This is a genomic window from Streptomyces sp. NPDC048290 (genome assembly GCF_040652095.1).
GTDB lineage: Bacteria > Actinomycetota > Actinomycetes > Streptomycetales > Streptomycetaceae > Streptomyces.
Genome location: NZ_JBEZLM010000009.1, coordinates 247,451 through 264,107 on the forward strand (window position 1 = coordinate 247,451; position 16,657 = coordinate 264,107).

Here is a 16,657-nt window from a genome sequence, read left to right on the forward strand (position 1 = left end):
GGCTACATCTCCTCGGTGACGTAACTGCGGAGCCAGGTCCGGAAGTCCGGTCCCAGATCTTCACGTTCGCACGCGAGTCTGACAATGGCACGCAGGTAGTCGCCGCGGTCGCCGGTGTCATAGCGGCGGCCCTTGAAGACGACGCCGTGCACCGGGCCGCCGACCTTCTCGTCCTGGGCGAGCTGCTGGAGGGCGTCGGTGAGCTGGATCTCGCCGCCGCGGCCGGGCTCGGTCTGGCGCAGTATCCCGAAGACATGGGGGTCGAGGACGTACCGGCCGATGATGGCGTAGTGGGACGGGGCGTCCGCCACGGCGGGCTTCTCGACCAGGTCGTGGACCTTGACGACATCGCCCTCGTCGGTGGCGTCGACGGCCGCGCAGCCGTAGAGGTGGATCTGTTCGGGGGCGACCTCCATGAGGGCGACGACGCTGCCGCCGTGCTGCGCGCGGACGTCGATCATGCGCTGGAGGAGGGGGTCGCGGGGGTCGATCAGGTCGTCGCCGAGGAGGACGGCGAAGGGTTCGTCGCCGACGTGCGGGGCGGCGCACAGCACGGCGTGGCCGAGGCCCTTGGGGTCGCCCTGGCGGACGTAGTGCATGGTGGCGAGGTCGCTGGACTCCTGGACCTTGGCGAGGCGGGCGGCGTCGCCCTTCTTGCCGAGCGCGGACTCAAGTTCGTAGTTGCGGTCGAAGTGGTCCTCCAGGGGGCGCTTGTTGCGCCCCGTGACCATGAGGACGTCGTCCAGACCGGCGGCGACGGCCTCCTCGACCACGTACTGGATCGCCGGCTTGTCCACCACCGGCAGCATCTCCTTGGGAGTGGCCTTGGTGGCCGGCAGGAACCGGGTGCCCAGACCTGCTGCGGGGATGACAGCCTTGCTGATCCTGGGGTGCGACTGAGTCATGTCGGCAACCCTATCCGGTGCCTTTGAGATGAATCTGTGGCTCCGGTTAATTGGCTCTCATATGAGCACAATTAATACGGTACGGGAGCAAGAGTGAATCACATCGAACGTACGCCTGACCCTGACAAACGGACGTTGCGACGGCAGATCCTCACGGTGAGGGAAGGGTTGCCGGGAGATGTCGTCCGGGAGACGGGGCGGACGCTGGCCGCGCGGGCGCTGGAACTGCCCGAGCTGGCGCGGGCGGGCACGGTGGCGGCGTACGTCTCCGTGGGCAGCGAGCCCGGCACCATCGCCCTGCTGGACGCGCTCCGGGCGCGGGGCGTGCGGGTCCTGCTGCCGGTGCTGCTGCCGGACAACGACCTGGACTGGGGCGCCTACGACGGCGAGGGCTCCCTCGCGCGGGTGCGGCGCGGCGGGCGGATGACCCTGTTCGAGCCGTCCGGCGCGCCGCTCGGCCCGGACGCGGTGACGGACGCGGACGTGGTGCTGCTGCCCGGTCTCGCGGTCGACACGCACGGGACGCGTCTGGGACGCGGAGGCGGCTCCTACGACCGGGTCCTGGCCCGGCTGGACCGCGCGGGGGCCCGTCCCGCCCTGGTGGTGCTGCTGTACGACACGGAGGTCCTGGAGCACGTCCCCACCGAGCCGCACGACCGGCCGGTGCACGCGGCCGTCACTCCGTCGGGCGTACGCCGCTTCGGCTGATCCGGCCGGACGCGCCGGACCCGCCGCCGGACGTCTGAGGGCCGGACCCGACAGCCCCGCCGGACGCCGGAGGGCCCCCGCACGCGGCACGTGCGGGGGCCCTCCGGAACACCGTCCTACAGGAGGCCGCTCAGGGCTTCAGGACCAGCGTGTCGCTGGTGGCGTCCTCGACCGCCTGCTCGGTGAACGCCCAGTCCAGCAGTTCCCCGTCGGCCCACTTCTGGGTCTGGTCGGTGTAGTGCGGGTTGTAGGCGTGTCCGGAGGCGCCGGTGAGGTTGATCCACTTCGACTTGTCGAGGTCGTCGAGGTTGACCACCATCCGCATCGACGGCACCCAGATCACGCCGTAGCCGCCCGCCGCGTTCCAGCCGGTGGCGTTGACGGTGCCCTCGCCGCCGCCGAGCTTCCAGGGGCCGCGGTTGAGGGCGTACTGGAGGAAGCCGGGGCCCTCGGTGCCCAGGGTCTGGTTCTTCAGGAACAGCCGGTGCAGCCGCCCCCAGCTCCAGGTGTCGATGTCCTTGCCGAGCTGGGCCGTCAGCTCCCAGCGGGCGTCGATCATGGCCCGCTTGAACAGGTCGTCACGGTCGCTCTCGGCGGCCGGGCGGCCGTTGCCCGACTCCGGCGTGGTCCACCAGTCGCTGTCCTGGTCGTCCATCAGATTGCGGACCACCTCGAACCAGCGGTCGCCGCCGTCGGGCTGTGCCTGGTCGGCGTCGCGCCGTCCGCACTCGCGGACCTTGGTCTCGTCGTCCACGGGACCGGTGTTGGCGACCGGGTCGACCCACAGGCACTGTCCGGTGACCCGCAGCTCCTTGGGCAGCTTGTTGCCGAAGGCGAGCTTGAGGATGTTGCGCCACACCGAGTTGAAGTAGGCCGCCGCCGCCGAGTCGGCGTCCTGGGTGTAGTCCCAGCCCTCCAGCAGCTTCTGCGCCTCGCGGACGTCCTTGTCGCCCACGTCGATCTTCAGCAGTACCGGCACCAGCAGCCGGGCGATCTCGCTGCTGTTGTCCAGTTGCATCTGGCGCATGTCGTCGGTGGAGACCTTGCCACCGCCCTTGATCTTGGACTCGATCAGGTCGGTGATGCGCTGGCTGCGGGTGCCGTAGCCCCAGTCCGTGGTGAGCGTGTGCGGGTAGTCGTCCTCGTCGACGACGGCCTGGTTGGCGGTGACGACATAGCCGCGCTCGGGGTCGTACTCGTAGGGGAGTTCGTCCTGGGGCACGAAGCCGGTCCACTCGTACTTCTTGTCCCAGCCCGGCTGCGGGACCGAGCCGTCGACGCCCTCCGCGCGGGTGGGGATCTTCCCGGGCAGGGTGTAGCCGATGTGGTTGTCGGTGTCCGCGTAGACGAGGTTCTGCGAGGGCACCTCGAACAGGGCCGCCGCCGCGCGGAAGTCCTCCCAGTCGGCCGCCTTGTTCATCGCGAAGACGGCGTCCATGGAGGTGCCCGGGTCGAGCGCGGTCCAGCGCAGGGCGACGCCGTAGCCGTCGCCGCGGTCGGGGGCGGCGGTGTCGACCCCGGCCTTCCTGCCGACCTGGACGAGTTCGTCCGCGCGGTCGGACAGCAGGGGGCCGTTGTTGGTCTCGCGGACCACGATCTTCTTGGCCGTGCCCCCGGCGACCTCGATGGTCTCCTCGCGGGTGGTGAACGGCTTGACCTTGCCGTCGTAGAGGTAGCCGTCGCCGGTCAGCTTCTGGAGGTAGAGGTCGGTGACGTCGACGCCGGAGTTGGTCATGCCCCAGGACACGTCCTGGTTGTGGCCGATGATCACGCCGGGCAGCCCGGCGAAGGTGTAGCCGCTGACGTCGTACTGGCAGCTCTCGGAGACCTCGCGGCAGTGCAGGCCCATCTGGTACCAGACGGAGGGCAGCGCCGCCGACAGGTGCGGGTCGTTGGCCAGCAGCGGCTTGCCGGTGATGGTGTGCTCGCCGCCGACGACCCATGAGTTGGAGCCGATGCCGTTGCCGTTGACCCCGACCGCCTCGGGCACGTTCTCCAGCAGGTCGTAGAGGCCGGAGAGCTGGGTCTGGAGGGCCGAGGAGCCGTCGGAGGTCCCGGTGCCGGTCCCGGCGGCCACGGGGTCCCCGGAGCCGCCCTGGACGCCCGTGCCGAGGCCGGTGGCGGGGTCGGTCAGACCGGTGCCGCCGCCGTCGGAGCCCGTCTCCGTGCCGCTGCCGTCGCCAGTGGTGGCGCCGTCGTCACCGCCGTCGAAGGTCTCGGTCTCCTCGTCGTACCGGCCCTCCTGGACGATCGCCTGATTGCGGTCGTAGGGGTACTGCGGATACAGGTCGGCGATCTGCTGCGGGCCCAGCCTGCTGGTCATCAGCGCCCGGTCGATCTCGTCCTGCATGTTGCCGCGCAGGTCCCAGGCCATCGCCTTCAGCCAGGCCAGCGAGTCGACCGGGGTCCACTTGCCGGGCGTGTAGTCGTTGGTGAAGCCGAGCGCCGCGTACTCCAGCGAGATGTCCGCGCCGTCCTTGCCCGCGAGGTAGGCGTTGACCCCCTTGGCGTAGGACTGGAGGTACTTCTTCGTCTCGTCGGTCAGCGTGGAGTCGTACTCCTCCTTCGCCACCCGGTCCCAGCCGAGCGTGCGCAGGAAGGCGTCGTTGTCGACCTGGCTCTCGCCGAACATCTCCGACAGGCGCCCCGAGGTCAGATGGCGGCGCACGTCCATCTCGTAGAAGCGGTCCTGCGCCTGGACGAAGCCCTGGGCCATGAACAGGTCGGCGTCGGAGTCGGCGTAGATCTGCGGGATGCCGTTGCCGTCGCGCCGGACCTCCACCGGGCCGGAGAGACCGTCCAGCGTGATCTCGCCGGTGGTCTGCGGGAACGAGGCGCGCACGGTGCTGATGGTCCAGTACGCCCCGTAGGCGAGGCCGCCGACGATCGCCAGCACCAGGACCAGCACGATCAGCTTCGCCCTGCGTCCCTTCTTCCTGCCGGCTGTGCCGGGCTTGCGACCCGTGGTGGCGGTGGTGTTGGGGGGCATCGCTGTCCTTGCTGTCCTCACGCGAGCGGCAGGGCGGGCTGTGCTTTTGACTGAGCGCTGGAGCAACCATAGGCGCAGGGCCTGAGGGCACTTGACGCGGACCGGTGAACCGGCGCGCACGAGCGTTCGATCTTGCAGGGTAGCCGCGTCAAGAAAGCGTCAAGAGTTAGGTAAGGTAACGAAGTAGTTGGGATACGCGGCGCGGAGCCTCGTGTCCGATGTAGGTGACTGCTCATGCGCGGGGAGCGCGCGTGGGCCAGGGAAGGGAACGGCCGCTGACTGTCCACGACCTCAACGAACTCCTGCTCGTCTGCTCGCTCGTCCTGCTCGTCGCCGTCGCCGCGGTCCGGATCTCCTCGCGCAGCGGGCTCCCCAGCCTGCTCGTGTACCTGGGCATCGGCATCGCGATGGGCCAGGACGGCATCGGCGACATCCAATTCGACAACGCCGCACTGACCCAGGTCATCGGATACGCGGCCCTGGTCGTGATCCTGGCCGAGGGCGGGCTCGGCACGAAGTGGAAGGAGATCAAACCGGCCCTGCCCGCGGCGTCCGCGCTGGCGCTGGCCGGGGTCGCGGTGAGCGTCGGGGTCACGGCGGCGGCCGCGCACTACCTGGTCGGGCTGGAGTGGCGGCAGGCGCTGATCATCGGGGCCGTGGTGTCCTCCACGGACGCGGCGGCGGTGTTCTCCGTGCTGCGCCGGATCCCGCTGCCCGCGCGGGTGACCGGCACCCTGGAGGCCGAGTCCGGCTTCAACGACGCCCCGGTGGTCATCCTGGTCGTCGCCTTCTCCACCGCCGGACCCATCGACCACTGGTACGTACTGCTGGGCACGATAGCGATGGAGCTGGCGATCGGCGCCGCCATCGGCCTCGCGGTCGGCTTCCTGGGCGCCTGGGGACTGCGGCATGTGGCGCTGCCCGCGTCCGGTCTCTATCCGATCGCCGTCATGGCCATCGCCGTCACCGCCTACGCGGCCGGTGCGCTGGCCCATGGCAGCGGCTTCCTCGCCGTCTATCTCGCCGCCATGGTGCTGGGCAACGCCCGCCTGCCGCACGCGCCCGCCACCCGCGGGTTCGCCGACGGGCTCGGCTGGATCGCCCAGATCGGCATGTTCGTGCTGCTCGGTCTGCTGGTCACGCCGCACGAACTGGGCGACGACATCATCCCCGCGCTGGTCATCGGGCTGGTGCTGACCATGGTGGCGCGTCCGCTCAGCGTGGTGCTGTGCCTGGTGCCGTTCCGGGTGCCCTGGCCGGAGCAGGCACTCATGTCCTGGGCCGGGCTGCGCGGCGCGGTCCCCATCATCCTGGCGACCATCCCGATGGTGAACGGCGTCGAGGGCAGCCGCACCATCTTCAACATCGTCTTCGTCCTGGTCGTCGTCTACACCCTGGTCCAGGGGCCCACCCTGCCCTGGCTCGCCCGTGTGCTCCGGCTCGGCAAGGGCGACGAGGCGGCCGACCTCGGCATCGAATCGGCGCCCCTGGAGCGGCTGCGCGGCCACCTGCTGTCGGTCGCGATCCCGGACGGGTCCCGTATGCACGGCGTCGAGATCAACGAACTCCGGCTCCCGGCGGGCGCCGCGGTCACGCTCGTCGTCCGGGAAGGAAAATCGTTCGTTCCGCTGCCCACCACGGTGCTGCGGCGGGGTGACGAACTTCTCGTGGTCACCACGGACCCGGTCCGCGACGCGGCCGAGGCGCGGCTCCGCGCGGTCGGTCACGGCGGCAAGCTGGCGGGGTGGCTGGGGCCGAACGGGAGGGGGCGGCCCGGTTCCGGGCCCGGTTCCGGGTCGGGGGCTACGGGGGTGCGGCGGCGGTAGGGGGTGCTTGTCGGTGGGGCCGGTGGGGTGTGTGCCGGTGGGGGTGTGCCGGTGGGGATGCCGGGCGGCCGATTTAGGCAGGACCTATAGGCAGGCCCTATAGGCAGGACCCTGCATCGGCCTTCGGCCTCATGTCGGCCTTGTAGGCGGGCCCTGTATCGGCCTTATGGGCAGGCCCTATATCGGCCCTATAGGCGGGCCGCATGAGCGGGACGTGGGCGCGGGACGTGGGCGCGGGGACGCGCGAACGCCAACTCGACACGGGAGCCCTTGTACGGGAGCCCTTGTACGATTGGGGCGGACCTGATCGAACCGACTCTGCCTGACGCAGAGCTGGCGCGACCGTATGGCGGCCGGGACGCACCTCGCAGTGGATGCCGGTATCTACCGCAGTTCCGCGCAAGAGGACAGCTCTCGGCGCCCCCGCACGGGCGCGCTACCAGGCGGCAGAAAGGCACGGGGCCGTGGATTCCGCGGTCACCAGCGAACCGTCCGGCAACCCGCCCGAGACCCCGGGGACCCCCGCGGCACCGGCGGACTCGCCGGAGCTTTCCCGCCCGGGTTACGGGCGGCTGCTGCGCACCAAGGGCGCCTGGACGTTCCTGCTCCCCGGCTTCGCCGCCCGGCAGCCGTTCGCGATGCTCACCATCTCCATCGTGCTGCTGGTGCAGCACACCACCGGCTCCTACGGCGCTGCGGGCGCCGTCGCGGCCGTCACCGGCGTGTCCATGGCGCTGTTCGCACCCCTCACGGGCCGTCTCGCCGACCGCTACGGGCAGGGCGCGGTCCTGCTCCCCGGCGTCCTCACGCACACCCTGTCGGGCCTCGCCCTGACCGCGCTGGCGCTCGCGGACGCCCCCCTGTGGGCGCTGTTCGCGGCGGCCGTCCCCACCGGCGCCTCGGTGCCGCAGATCGGCCCCATGGTGCGCGCCCGCTGGGCCGCCCGGCTCCAGGGCACCCCGCTGATGAGCACCGCCGCCGCCTTCGAGTCCGTCACGGACGAGCTGACCTTCGTCGTGGGCCCGCTCCTGGCGACCGCCCTGTGCACCACCGTCGACCCCGCCGCCGGACTGCTCACCGAGGCCGCGCTCACCCTGATCGGCGGTCTGCTGTTCGCCGCGCAGAAGAAGAGCCAGCCCCAGGTGTCGGCCGCCCGCCATCTGCGCGCGGCCCACGGCTCGGCGCTGCGTGTGCCCGGCGTACGGGTGCTGGTCGTGGCGTTCCTGGGCATCGGGTCGGTCTTCGGCGGCATGCAGGTCTCCCTGGCCGCGTTCTCCGAGTCGATCGGCGAGCCGGGCCTGAACGGGGTCCTGTACGGCGTCTTCGCGGCGGGCAACATGCTGGCCGGTATCGCCTGCGGTGCCATCGCCTGGAAGTCCGCCCCGCAGCACCGCCTCCTGGTGGGCTACGCGGCGCTCACGCTCACCGCGTCGGGGCTGTGGGCGGCGCATTCGGTCCTGGTCCTGGCCGGGCTCGGGCTGCTGGTCGGCATGTCCATCGCGCCCGCTCTGATCACCGGCTACACCCTGGTCGACGGCCTGGTTCCGGCCGGTGCCCGCACGGAGGCGTTCACCTGGCTGACCGGCGCCGTGGCGCTGGGCCAGGCGGCGGCCGTCACCGTCGCCGGACAGCTGGAGGACCGCCTCTGGGACGGCGCCGGGTTCCTGGTGCCGATGGGCGGCACCGTGCTCGCCCTGGTGACGCTCGTGTCCCTGCGCTCCCGGCTCGCGACCCGCCCCCGGGGCCGTACGGTGGCGCGTGGCGTGGGTCACCGCGCCCCGGTGGCGGTGGACTGATCCCGAGGAATACGTCACTATGGACCGTCGTTAGCACTCATCGAGTGAGAGTGCCAGGAGGAAGACAGTGCCGACGTACCAGTACCAGTGCACCGAGTGCGGCGAGGGCCTCGAGGCGGTGCAGAAGTTCACCGACGACGCCCTGACCGAGTGCCCCAACTGCGGTGGCCGCCTCAAGAAGGTGTTCTCCGCGGTAGGCATCGTCTTCAAGGGCTCGGGCTTCTACCGCAACGACAGCCGCGGCTCGTCGTCGAGCAGCGCTCCGGCGTCGAAGTCGTCGTCGGGTTCGGACTCCAAGCCGTCGTCCTCCGACGCCAAGTCGTCTTCGTCGGCCTCGTCGACGTCGTCCTCGTCGTCCTCGTCCTCCGACTCGAAGTCGTCGAGCGGCTCCGGCACCTCCACCAGCAGCTCCGCGGCCTGACCTCGGCGCTCCCCGCACCTGTGGCTCCGCGGCCCGACCGCCGCGTTTCGCGCTCCGCGTCCCCCGCTGTCCTGAGCGACGGCGGGGTTTTCGCGTTCCCGGTGGTCCGGGGAGCCCCGCCCTGGGGGGCTGATCCCGGCTCCGCCGCGCCCGGCCCGCCCTGCGGCTAGGGTGCTGGGCATGGCGAACGCAGAGATCGGTGTAATCGGCGGCTCCGGCTTCTACTCGTTCCTCGACGAGGTGACCGAGGTCCAGGTCGACACCCCCTACGGGCCGCCCAGCGACTCCCTCTTCCTCGGCGAGATCGCCGGACGGCGGGCCGCCTTCCTGCCCCGGCACGGCCGCGGACACCATCTGCCGCCGCACCGCATCAACTACCGCGCGAACCTCTGGGCGCTGCGCTCGCTCGGTGTGCGCCAGGTCCTCGGCCCGTGCGCGGTGGGCGGTCTGCGCCCCGAGTACGGCCCCGGCACCCTGCTGGTCCCCGACCAACTGGTGGACCGTACGAAGGGACGGCCCCAGACCTACTACGACGGACTGCCCCTGCCGGACGGGACCGTTCCGAACGTCGTCCATGTCTCCCTCGCCGACCCGTACTGCCCGGTCGGCCGCGCGGGGGCGCTCAAGGCGGCGCGCGGCCGGGACTGGGAGGTGGTGGACGGCGGAACGCTGGTCGTGATCGAGGGACCGCGGTTCTCCACCCGCGCCGAGTCGCTGTGGCACCGGGCGCAGGGCTGGTCCGTGGTCGGTATGACCGGCCACCCGGAGGCGGCACTCGCCCGTGAGCTGGAGCTGTGCTACTCCTCGCTCACCCTGGTCACCGATCTGGACGCGGGCGCGGAGACCGGCGAGGGCGTCTCGCACGACGAGGTGCTCAGGGTGTTCGCGGCCAACGTCGACCGGCTGCGGGACGTGCTCTTCGACACGGTGGCGGCGCTGCCGTCCAACGACGACCGGGACTGTCTGTGCGCGAACGCGCTCGGCGGGGCGGACCCGGGGATCACGCTGCCGTAGAGGGCGGGGCTCCGGAGGGGGAAGGCGGAACTCCTCGTTCGGGTGGCGGAGTTGTCCACAACCGGGGAGTAGGACACGGGCCTCGGCGGGGGTCGGCGAGAAGCCTCATCGTGGGCTCATCAGCCGATTCCTCCACTGGCGGTGATCCCCGTGACGTTCCCTCCTCCCGACCCCTCATTCCCTTCGCCTTCCTCCCCCTACTTCTCCGGCGTCGACCCGTGCCCGCCCGGCAGCGATGTGCCACCCCCGCGCTCCGTGCCGCCGTTCCCGCCCGTGCGGGTGCGCGGGCTGCGGTACGGGGCCTGGCGGCTGGTACGGCGGTGGCGGCGGGTGCTCGCGGCCGGTCTCGCGGTCATGGCCGCCGCCCTGGTCACGCTCGGCCCGCGCGCACCGGCGGACGCCGGGGGCGACCGGGCTGACGGACTCGACGGACGGGCGCGGGGGCATCCGGCGGTCGGGCCGCACGCCGGTGAGCGGAAGGCCGTCCGGCAGGAGCCCGACGAGAAGGTGACCGCGCCCGTGCGGATCGCCGACGCGGCCACGGTCCGGCTGCTGCGCCCCGGTGACCGCGTCGATGTGGTCGCCGCGCGGGAGCCGAGTGCCGATGGGGACGCCCGGGTGGTGGCGCGGGGCGCGCTAGTGACCGAGGTGCCGGAGCCGGTGGACGAGGCTGTGGACGACGGGGCGCTGGTGGTGCTGTCGGTCCCGCGCGCCACGGCCGTACGGCTGGTGGACGCGAGCACGACGGGCCGGCTGGCGGTGACGCTGTGCGGACCGGGCCGAACGGGCTGACCTGGGTCAATGAGCTGAACAGGGCGAGCTGGCCAAGCCTCCCGAAACCACTCAATCGACCCCCGCCACCCCCATCCCGCCCTCGAACACCTCTTCCCCCACTGTCAAGTCCCTCGTTCGAGGGAAGCGATTGGGCAGAATGGCCGCGCCCTGACGTAGGTTGCGGACCGGTCTGTTCCAGTACTCCCCGCATGGATGAAGGAAGGCTCCGAGGTGAGCGAGAAGAAGGAACCAAGTGCGTGGGATGGCTTCAAAGCCTTCCTGACGCGCGGGAACGTCGTCGATCTGGCAGTAGCGGTGGTCATCGGCGCCGCCTTCACCAGCGTCGTCAACTCGGTGGTGAAGGGCGTCATCAACCCGCTGATCGGGGCGATCGGCACACAGAACCTGGACAGCTACAGCTCCTGTCTGAAGGGTCCGTGCGAGAAGGCCGCCGACGGCACGGTCACCAGCGGTGTGATGATCCTCTGGGGTTCGGTGCTGGGCGCCGCGCTCAGCTTTGTGATCACGGCGGCGGTGGTCTACTTCCTGATGGTCCTGCCGATGGCCAAGTATCTGGCCCGGGTGGAGGCCCGCCGCAAGGCGAAGGAAGGCACACAGGAGGTCATCGAGGTGACCGAGCTGGAGGTGCTGAAGGAGATCCGGGACACGCTGCTCGCCCAGCGCGCGCAGGGGCAGGGCCCGGGGTCCGGGCCGGACGAGCGCTAGCGCGGGTCGTTCACAGGTGGTGGGGCGGCTTCTCGTCGAGGAAGCGCTTGAGGTCGTCGGCGCTCTCCGGGGCGGGCCGGTCGCCCCAGCCACGGTCCGTGTCGTCCGAGGACTGGGCGTCCAGCGGATCGTCGAAGATCAGCGCGGGCCTGGGGGCGCGCGGCTCGGGGTCGGAGGCGGTGGTCATGTCTCCAGCGTACGGGTCCGGGCGCGCCACCCCGGTGGGAGCGTCAGCACACGCCTTCCGGTCCGGTTTCGGCTGTTATGGGAGGCATGACCTCCAGCCCGCCCCCGCCGACCCCACCACCCCCACCGCCTGCCCCACCGTCCGCCCCACCGGGCCCGACCGGACCGCCACCCCCCTCCGGCCCCCTTCACCCCCTCACCGCGCGGGGCCGGGGCGAGGAGCACCGGGCCTCGACCCCCCTCGAACTCTTCTTCGACCTCTGTTTCGTGGTCGCGGTCTCCCAGGCGGGTGTGCAGTTGGTGCACGCGCTGGCCGAGGGCGAGGTCGGCAGAGGAATCCTGAACTACGCGATGGTCTTCTTCGCCATCTGGTGGGCCTGGATGAACTTCACCTGGTTCGCCTCCGCGTACGACAACGACGACGTGCTGTACCGCGTGGTGACCCTGGTGCAGATCTCGGGCGTCCTGGTGCTGGCCGCCGGGGTCTCCCGCGCCTTCGACCAGCACGAGTTCCTGCTGGTCTGGCTGGGCTACGCGATCATGCGGGTGGCGATGGCCTTCCAGTGGCTGCGGGCCGCGAAGAACGCCGGGGGACCGGAGCGCCGCTGCGCGGTGCGGTACGCGGTCGGCATCCTGGTGTGCCAGATCGGCTGGCTGGGGCTGGTGCTGCTGCCGCAGTCGGCGCGCGGCTGGGTGTTCCTGGTGATGGTGATCGCCGAGTTGTGCGTACCGCCGCTGTCGGAGCGGGGGTTCGCCACGTCCTGGCATCCACGGCACATCGCGGAGCGGTACGGGCTGTTCACCATCATCGTGCTGGGCGAGTCGATCGCGGCGGCCACGGTGGCGGTGAAGTCCGGGGTGGACGAGAACGAGGCGGTGGGCGATCTGCTGCCGATCGCGGCGGGCGGGCTGCTCATCGTGTTCGCGGCCTGGTGGATCTACTTCGTCGTCCCGATCCACGGTCATCTGCGCGGCAACCGGCAGTCGTTCCTGTGGGGATACGGCCACTATCTGATCTTCGCGTCGGCGGCGGCGATCGGTGGGGGGCTGGAGGTCGCCGTGGAGCAGGCGGTGCACGAGGCGCACATCTCGACGCTGGCCGGGTCGGCGGCGGTGACCCTGCCGACGGCGCTGTATCTGCTCACGGTCTGGGCACTGCACTCGCGCCACTTCAAGGTGGGCATCGCCCAGCAGTCGGTCCTGCCGTCGGCGGCGCTGCTGGTGATCTGCTGCACCTTCCTGGGGCACTGGGCGGTGCTCGCGGCCGGGGTGGTGGCGGCGCTGACGGTGGCGACCGGAGAGGCCCTGTCGGCGCGCGGCCGGCGCCGGGGCCGCGCGGCACAGCTGTCGGCACCGGCGGGCTGACGGCGGGCGGGGCGAGACTGGGAGGCATGACAGTTGACGCTCTGACGGATGTGACCGGTCTGCGGGTGGGCCATGCGACGCTGACCGGGGACGGCCGGCTGACCGGGACGACGGTGGTGCTCGCACCGGAGGGCGGGGCGGTGGCCGCGGTGGATGTGCGCGGCGGCGGCCCCGGCACCAAGGAGACCGACGCGCTCGATCCCCGCAATGTGGTGCAGAAGGTCGAGGCGATCGTGCTGACCGGGGGCAGCGCGTACGGGCTCGACGCGGCTTCCGGGGTGATGGCCTGGCTGGAGGAGCGGGGGCGCGGGGTGCGGGTCGGACCGGATCCGGGGCATGTGGTGCCGGTGGTCCCGGCGGCCTGTGTCTTCGACCTGGGGCGCGGTGGTGACTTCCGGGCCCGCCCGGACGCGGCGACCGGACGGGAGGCGGTGACGGCCGCCGCGGCGAGCGAGCCGGGCGCGCCGGTGACCGAGGGCTGTGTGGGCGCCGGTACGGGCGCGTCCGTGGGGCATGTGAAGGGCGGTGTGGGCACGGCGAGCACGGTGACGGAGTCCGGGTTCACGGTGGCGGCGCTGGTGGTGGCCAACGCGGCGGGCGAGGCGGTCGACCCGGAGACGGGTGTGCTGTACGGGGAGTTGTTCGGGGGGCGGGTGAGCTATCCGTCAGCGGCCGTGCACGGGAGAGCCCGGGACCGTCTGGCCGAGGCGGCGGCCCGCAACTCGCTGCCGCCGCTCAACACCACGCTGGCCGTGGTCGCCACGGACGCCGACCTCACCAAGGCGCAGGCGCAGAAGCTCGCGGGCACGTCCCACGACGGGATCGCCCGCGCGGTCCGCCCGGTCCACCTCCTCAACGACGGCGACACGGTCTTCGCCCTGGCGACATCCGCCCGCCCGCTCCCCCAGGACCAGCCCCTGATCCTCAACGAGATCCTGGCGGCGGGCGCGGACACGGTCACCAGAGCCATCACCCGCGCCGTACGCGCGGCCCACTCGGTGACGGGGCCGGGGGGGCTGTGGCCGTCTTATGGGGAGCTGTACGGGGGTGGGGAGAGGTAGGGGGGAGCGGGGGCCGGGGGGCAGGCGCCTCACAGGTTCGTGTGGCGTGGGCGGGCCTCCGGCCTCCCCTGGCTCAAGACCCGGGTGAGGGTCTCACGGAAGCGGGCGACGGCCTCGCCCGGCGCATCGAGTTCCACCTCGATCTCCGGGTCCATGAGGTGCAGGTCGTCGAGTGCGGCGGGGTCCAGGGTCACGGTGAGCAGCCGGTCCGTCAGGACGACCTCGCGCACGCAGCCGTACGCGGTGCCCTGATCCGGTGTCACCAGGCAGTGGCTGTCGAGCCCGAGGGCCACCGCCTGCTGGTCGGGGGCGGTGATGCCGCTCATGAAGAGGAGGAAGAAGCCCTCGCCGTCCTCGTCCTCGGCGACGCCGGCCTGCATCATGTCGTTGCCGGGGTCGACTTCCGCCGTCGTCACGCGGGCGGTGAACCTGTGGGTCATGGCGCAGTTCTAGCAGGCGCCCGCAAGCCCCCACCTCGTGCCTTCCGGCCATCGGCCACCAGGCGCCTCCCAGCGCGCCAAGCGTCCCGCTCAGGACCCCGTTCCGTGGGATTGTCCCGGTTCTGTCACGTGACGGGCTTCGTTGGGGACGGGTGGAACCCGGGGGCGGGGTCGGGCCCTCTCTTCTGACGCATGGGAGCGGATCACGCACATCACCGGAAATGGAGTCGCTCGTGACGACGTCGGACATAGCAGCGCGGCGCGGAGTCGTGGCCTTCGCGGCCCTGGTGGTCGGTGGCATGGTGCTCACCGCCTGCGGGGGAAGCGCCAACGCCGATGACGACAAGGGCGGGAAGGACTCGGCGAAGTCCGCCGGTGCGCGGATCGTCATCTCGGCGAAGGACGGTTCGACGGGCGCCTCCATCAACACCACCGGCGTCAAGGTCAGCGACGGCAAGCTGACGGGCGTGACCATGACCGATGTCACGACGGGCGAGGAGGTCGCCGGGGAGGTCGCGGCCGACGGTGGCAGCTGGAAGCCCGAGGAGCAGTTGGAGCGCGGGACGAAGTACCAGATCTCGGCGAAGGCCAAGGGCTCCGACGGCCGGGCGACCGCCGCGAACTCGGTGTTCACCACCGTCACGACGGCCAACAGCTTCATCGGGACGTACACCCCGGACGGCGGGACGACGGTCGGGGTCGGGATGCCGGTGTCGTTCAGGTTCGACAAGGAGATCAGCGACAAGAAGTCCGTGCAGTCGGGGATCACCGTCACCTCCAGCAGCGGTCAGCAGGTCGTGGGGCACTGGTTCGGCGACAAGCGGCTCGACTTCCGGCCGGAGGAGTACTGGAAGGCCGGTTCCAAGGTCACGATGAAGATCGACCTGGACGGGGTGGAGGGCGCCAACGGGGTCTTCGGGGTCCAGAAGAAGACCGTGGAGTTCAGCATCGGCCGCTCCCAGGTGTCCACCGTCGATGTGAACACCCAGACCATGACGGTGGAGCGGGACGGCAAGGTGGTGAAGTCGCTGCCGATCTCCGCGGGCAGCGCCGAGAACCCCACGTACAACGGACAGATGGTGATCTCCGAGAAGTTCGAGGAGACCCGGATGGACGGGTCGACGGTCGGCTTCGGCGGGGAGTACGACATCCCGGACGTGCCGCACGCGATGCGGCTGTCCCAGTCCGGCACCTTCGTGCACGGCAACTACTGGTACCCCAAGGGCAACCCGCCCTTCGGTCGGCAGGGCACCAGCCACGGCTGTGTGGGCCTCGCGGACGTCCAGGGCGCGCAGGGCGCGACGGACGGCAAGTGGTTCTTCGACAACTCGATGACCGGTGACCTGGTCGTGGTGAAGAACTCGCCGGACGACACCATCGCCCCCGACAACGGTCTCAACGGCTGGAACATGGCCTGGAGCGAGTGGACCGCGGGCAGCGCCACCTGATCCGGCCCGCCCGGTCCGGCTGCCTCAGCCGTCCCACGTGACCCGGCCAACCAGGTCCGTCTCACCAACCCCTTTCTGACCAGCCCTTTTTGAGGGATCATCAGGCCGTGCGGGAACTTCCCGCACGGCCCGTGAGTTTTCTCTGCGTACGTTTTCTCGGTTCCCGGACATGATGTCCGACCGAGGGGCTACGGTATGCACCCACAAGGTGACACGCAGCAACGCCGGGAGAAACCTTGAGCGTTCCGTACGAGACGGCAGCGTACGAACCACCAGAGTCGCCGGAGTCTCCGGAAGAGCATCTCGCGCGACTGCTCGGCCGCGCCCTCAATTCCTTCGAACTGCCCGACGACACCATAAGGCAGCTCGACTGCGCGCTGGCGCACGACACGTCCCTGCACTCCGCGCACCACAGCGCGGGCCTGCACCGGGAGACGTACCGCCACACCTGGCTGCTGGCCGACGGTTCGGCCCGCACCCTGTGGGAGCTGGTGCACAACACCAGACCGGGCAGCGGCCCACAGCACGAGGTGTACGCCGACGAGGAGGAGCTGCGGGCCGCCACCGCCCGGCTCCCCCTCCCGCCGGACGCGCCCGACTTCGAGCTGTCGGTGCAGGTGCGGCTGCCGCCCGTCCCGGGTCCCCGGCACGCGTATGTGCCGGACGACTCGGCGGACCACGCACGCCGGCTGCTGCGCCGCGCGGAGAACGCGGACCGGCCGGACGCAGACACCGCAGCGCTGCTCACCACGGCGTTCGCGCACCAGATCACCCAGGCGTTCGGACGGCCCTGCCGGGCCGGGCGCGCGGGACTCTGCTTCTCCCTCTACGAGCACGCCTTCCTGCTCCGCGACGGCCGGGAGATCTCCCTGTGGGAGGTCGAGCACACGGCCACTCCGGACGGCCGCCACATGTGCGAGGTGTACATCAGCGAGGACGCGGCGCGGGAGGCCATGGAGCGGCGCGCCGCTCACCCCTCCTGACCGCACCTCCCCCAC

At 71.1% G+C, this 16,657-nt stretch carries 15 protein-coding genes; 11 read left to right on the forward strand and 4 right to left on the reverse strand.

Features of this window, described 5'->3' with window-relative positions:
• Positions 1-2: 2 nt before the first annotated feature.
• The gene (gene galU, locus AB0D49_RS18105) at positions 3-905 is read right to left on the reverse strand and encodes a UTP--glucose-1-phosphate uridylyltransferase GalU (protein WP_362758162.1); all 903 of its coding nucleotides are present in this window, start codon (positions 903-905) and stop codon (positions 3-5) included.
• A 93-nt stretch (positions 906-998) separates the two neighbouring features.
• Between galU and AB0D49_RS18110 the strand changes: the two genes are divergently transcribed.
• Positions 999-1,613: a 5-formyltetrahydrofolate cyclo-ligase gene (locus tag AB0D49_RS18110; RefSeq protein WP_362758164.1), complete on the forward strand. Its 615-nt coding sequence runs from the start codon at positions 999-1,001 to the stop codon at positions 1,611-1,613.
• Positions 1,614-1,743: 130 nt separating this feature from the next.
• On the opposite strand, the gene AB0D49_RS18115 is transcribed toward AB0D49_RS18110, so the two are convergent.
• Positions 1,744-4,602 carry a penicillin acylase family protein gene (locus AB0D49_RS18115; RefSeq protein WP_362758166.1) on the reverse strand — a complete coding sequence of 953 codons (2,859 nt, stop codon included), beginning with the start codon at positions 4,600-4,602 and terminating at the stop codon, positions 1,744-1,746.
• 251 nt (positions 4,603-4,853) lie between these two features.
• Here AB0D49_RS18115 and AB0D49_RS18120 point away from each other — a divergent pair, with 251 nt between their 5' ends.
• From AB0D49_RS18120 to mscL, 6 genes are all read left to right on the forward strand, one after another.
• Positions 4,854-6,428: a potassium/proton antiporter gene (locus AB0D49_RS18120; RefSeq protein WP_362758168.1), complete on the forward strand. Its 1,575-nt coding sequence runs from the start codon at positions 4,854-4,856 to the stop codon at positions 6,426-6,428.
• 464 nt (positions 6,429-6,892) lie between these two features.
• Positions 6,893-8,224 (forward strand): MFS transporter, encoded by a 1,332-nt coding sequence (locus tag AB0D49_RS18125; protein ID WP_362758170.1) that lies wholly within the window; start codon positions 6,893-6,895, stop codon positions 8,222-8,224.
• A gap of 67 nt (positions 8,225-8,291) precedes the next feature.
• Positions 8,292-8,645 carry an FmdB family zinc ribbon protein gene (locus AB0D49_RS18130; protein WP_362758172.1) on the forward strand — a complete coding sequence of 118 codons (354 nt, stop codon included), beginning with the start codon at positions 8,292-8,294 and terminating at the stop codon, positions 8,643-8,645.
• A gap of 180 nt (positions 8,646-8,825) precedes the next feature.
• Positions 8,826-9,659, forward strand: coding sequence for an S-methyl-5'-thioadenosine phosphorylase (locus AB0D49_RS18135; protein ID WP_362758174.1), 834 nt, complete (start codon positions 8,826-8,828; stop codon positions 9,657-9,659).
• A 255-nt stretch (positions 9,660-9,914) separates the two neighbouring features.
• Positions 9,915-10,451 (forward strand): hypothetical protein, encoded by a 537-nt coding sequence (locus tag AB0D49_RS18140; RefSeq protein ID WP_362758176.1) that lies wholly within the window; start codon positions 9,915-9,917, stop codon positions 10,449-10,451.
• A 213-nt stretch (positions 10,452-10,664) separates the two neighbouring features.
• Positions 10,665-11,159, forward strand: a complete 495-nt coding sequence (gene mscL, locus AB0D49_RS18145) for a large conductance mechanosensitive channel protein MscL (RefSeq protein ID WP_362758178.1) — start codon at positions 10,665-10,667, stop codon at positions 11,157-11,159.
• 10 nt (positions 11,160-11,169) lie between these two features.
• Here the strand turns inward: mscL and AB0D49_RS18150 are convergent, their stop codons facing one another.
• The gene (locus AB0D49_RS18150) at positions 11,170-11,346 is read right to left on the reverse strand and encodes a hypothetical protein (RefSeq protein WP_362758180.1); all 177 of its coding nucleotides are present in this window, start codon (positions 11,344-11,346) and stop codon (positions 11,170-11,172) included.
• Between the two features lie 86 nt (positions 11,347-11,432).
• On the opposite strand from AB0D49_RS18150, the gene AB0D49_RS18155 reads away from it, so the two are divergent.
• Positions 11,433-12,710 (forward strand): low temperature requirement protein A, encoded by a 1,278-nt coding sequence (locus AB0D49_RS18155; protein ID WP_362758182.1) that lies wholly within the window; start codon positions 11,433-11,435, stop codon positions 12,708-12,710.
• A gap of 26 nt (positions 12,711-12,736) precedes the next feature.
• Positions 12,737-13,771 carry a P1 family peptidase gene (locus AB0D49_RS18160; protein ID WP_362758184.1) on the forward strand — a complete coding sequence of 345 codons (1,035 nt, stop codon included), beginning with the start codon at positions 12,737-12,739 and terminating at the stop codon, positions 13,769-13,771.
• A gap of 29 nt (positions 13,772-13,800) precedes the next feature.
• Here AB0D49_RS18160 and AB0D49_RS18165 read toward each other — a convergent pair whose 3' ends face one another.
• A complete protein-coding gene (locus AB0D49_RS18165; RefSeq protein WP_362758185.1) occupies positions 13,801-14,211 on the reverse strand; it encodes an Imm10 family immunity protein in 411 nt (136 codons plus the stop codon).
• A 233-nt stretch (positions 14,212-14,444) separates the two neighbouring features.
• Here AB0D49_RS18165 and AB0D49_RS18170 point away from each other — a divergent pair, with 233 nt between their 5' ends.
• Together AB0D49_RS18170 and AB0D49_RS18175 are read left to right on the forward strand one after the other, a co-directional pair.
• Positions 14,445-15,659, forward strand: coding sequence for an Ig-like domain-containing protein (locus tag AB0D49_RS18170; RefSeq protein ID WP_362758187.1), 1,215 nt, complete (start codon positions 14,445-14,447; stop codon positions 15,657-15,659).
• Between the two features lie 236 nt (positions 15,660-15,895).
• The gene (locus AB0D49_RS18175) at positions 15,896-16,642 is read left to right on the forward strand and encodes a DUF6227 family protein (protein WP_362758189.1); all 747 of its coding nucleotides are present in this window, start codon (positions 15,896-15,898) and stop codon (positions 16,640-16,642) included.
• Positions 16,643-16,657: the final 15 nt, after the last annotated feature.

What these genes read in the sequence shown, in the direction of transcription:
- AB0D49_RS18135 (WP_362758174.1), top strand. Translation starts at nt 8,826, where the DNA reads ATGGCGAACGCAGAGATCGGTGTAATCGGCGGCTCCGGCTTCTACTCG.
- AB0D49_RS18160 (WP_362758184.1), top strand. Translation starts at nt 12,737, where the DNA reads ATGACAGTTGACGCTCTGACGGATGTGACCGGTCTGCGGGTGGGCCAT.
- galU (WP_362758162.1), bottom strand. Translation starts at nt 905, where the DNA reads ATGACTCAGTCGCACCCCAGGATCAGCAAGGCTGTCATCCCCGCAGCA.
- AB0D49_RS18115 (WP_362758166.1), bottom strand. Translation starts at nt 4,602, where the DNA reads ATGCCCCCCAACACCACCGCCACCACGGGTCGCAAGCCCGGCACAGCC.
- AB0D49_RS18150 (WP_362758180.1), bottom strand. Translation starts at nt 11,346, where the DNA reads ATGACCACCGCCTCCGACCCCGAGCCGCGCGCCCCCAGGCCCGCGCTG.
- AB0D49_RS18155 (WP_362758182.1), top strand. Translation starts at nt 11,433, where the DNA reads ATGACCTCCAGCCCGCCCCCGCCGACCCCACCACCCCCACCGCCTGCC.
- AB0D49_RS18165 (WP_362758185.1), bottom strand. Translation starts at nt 14,211, where the DNA reads ATGACCCACAGGTTCACCGCCCGCGTGACGACGGCGGAAGTCGACCCC.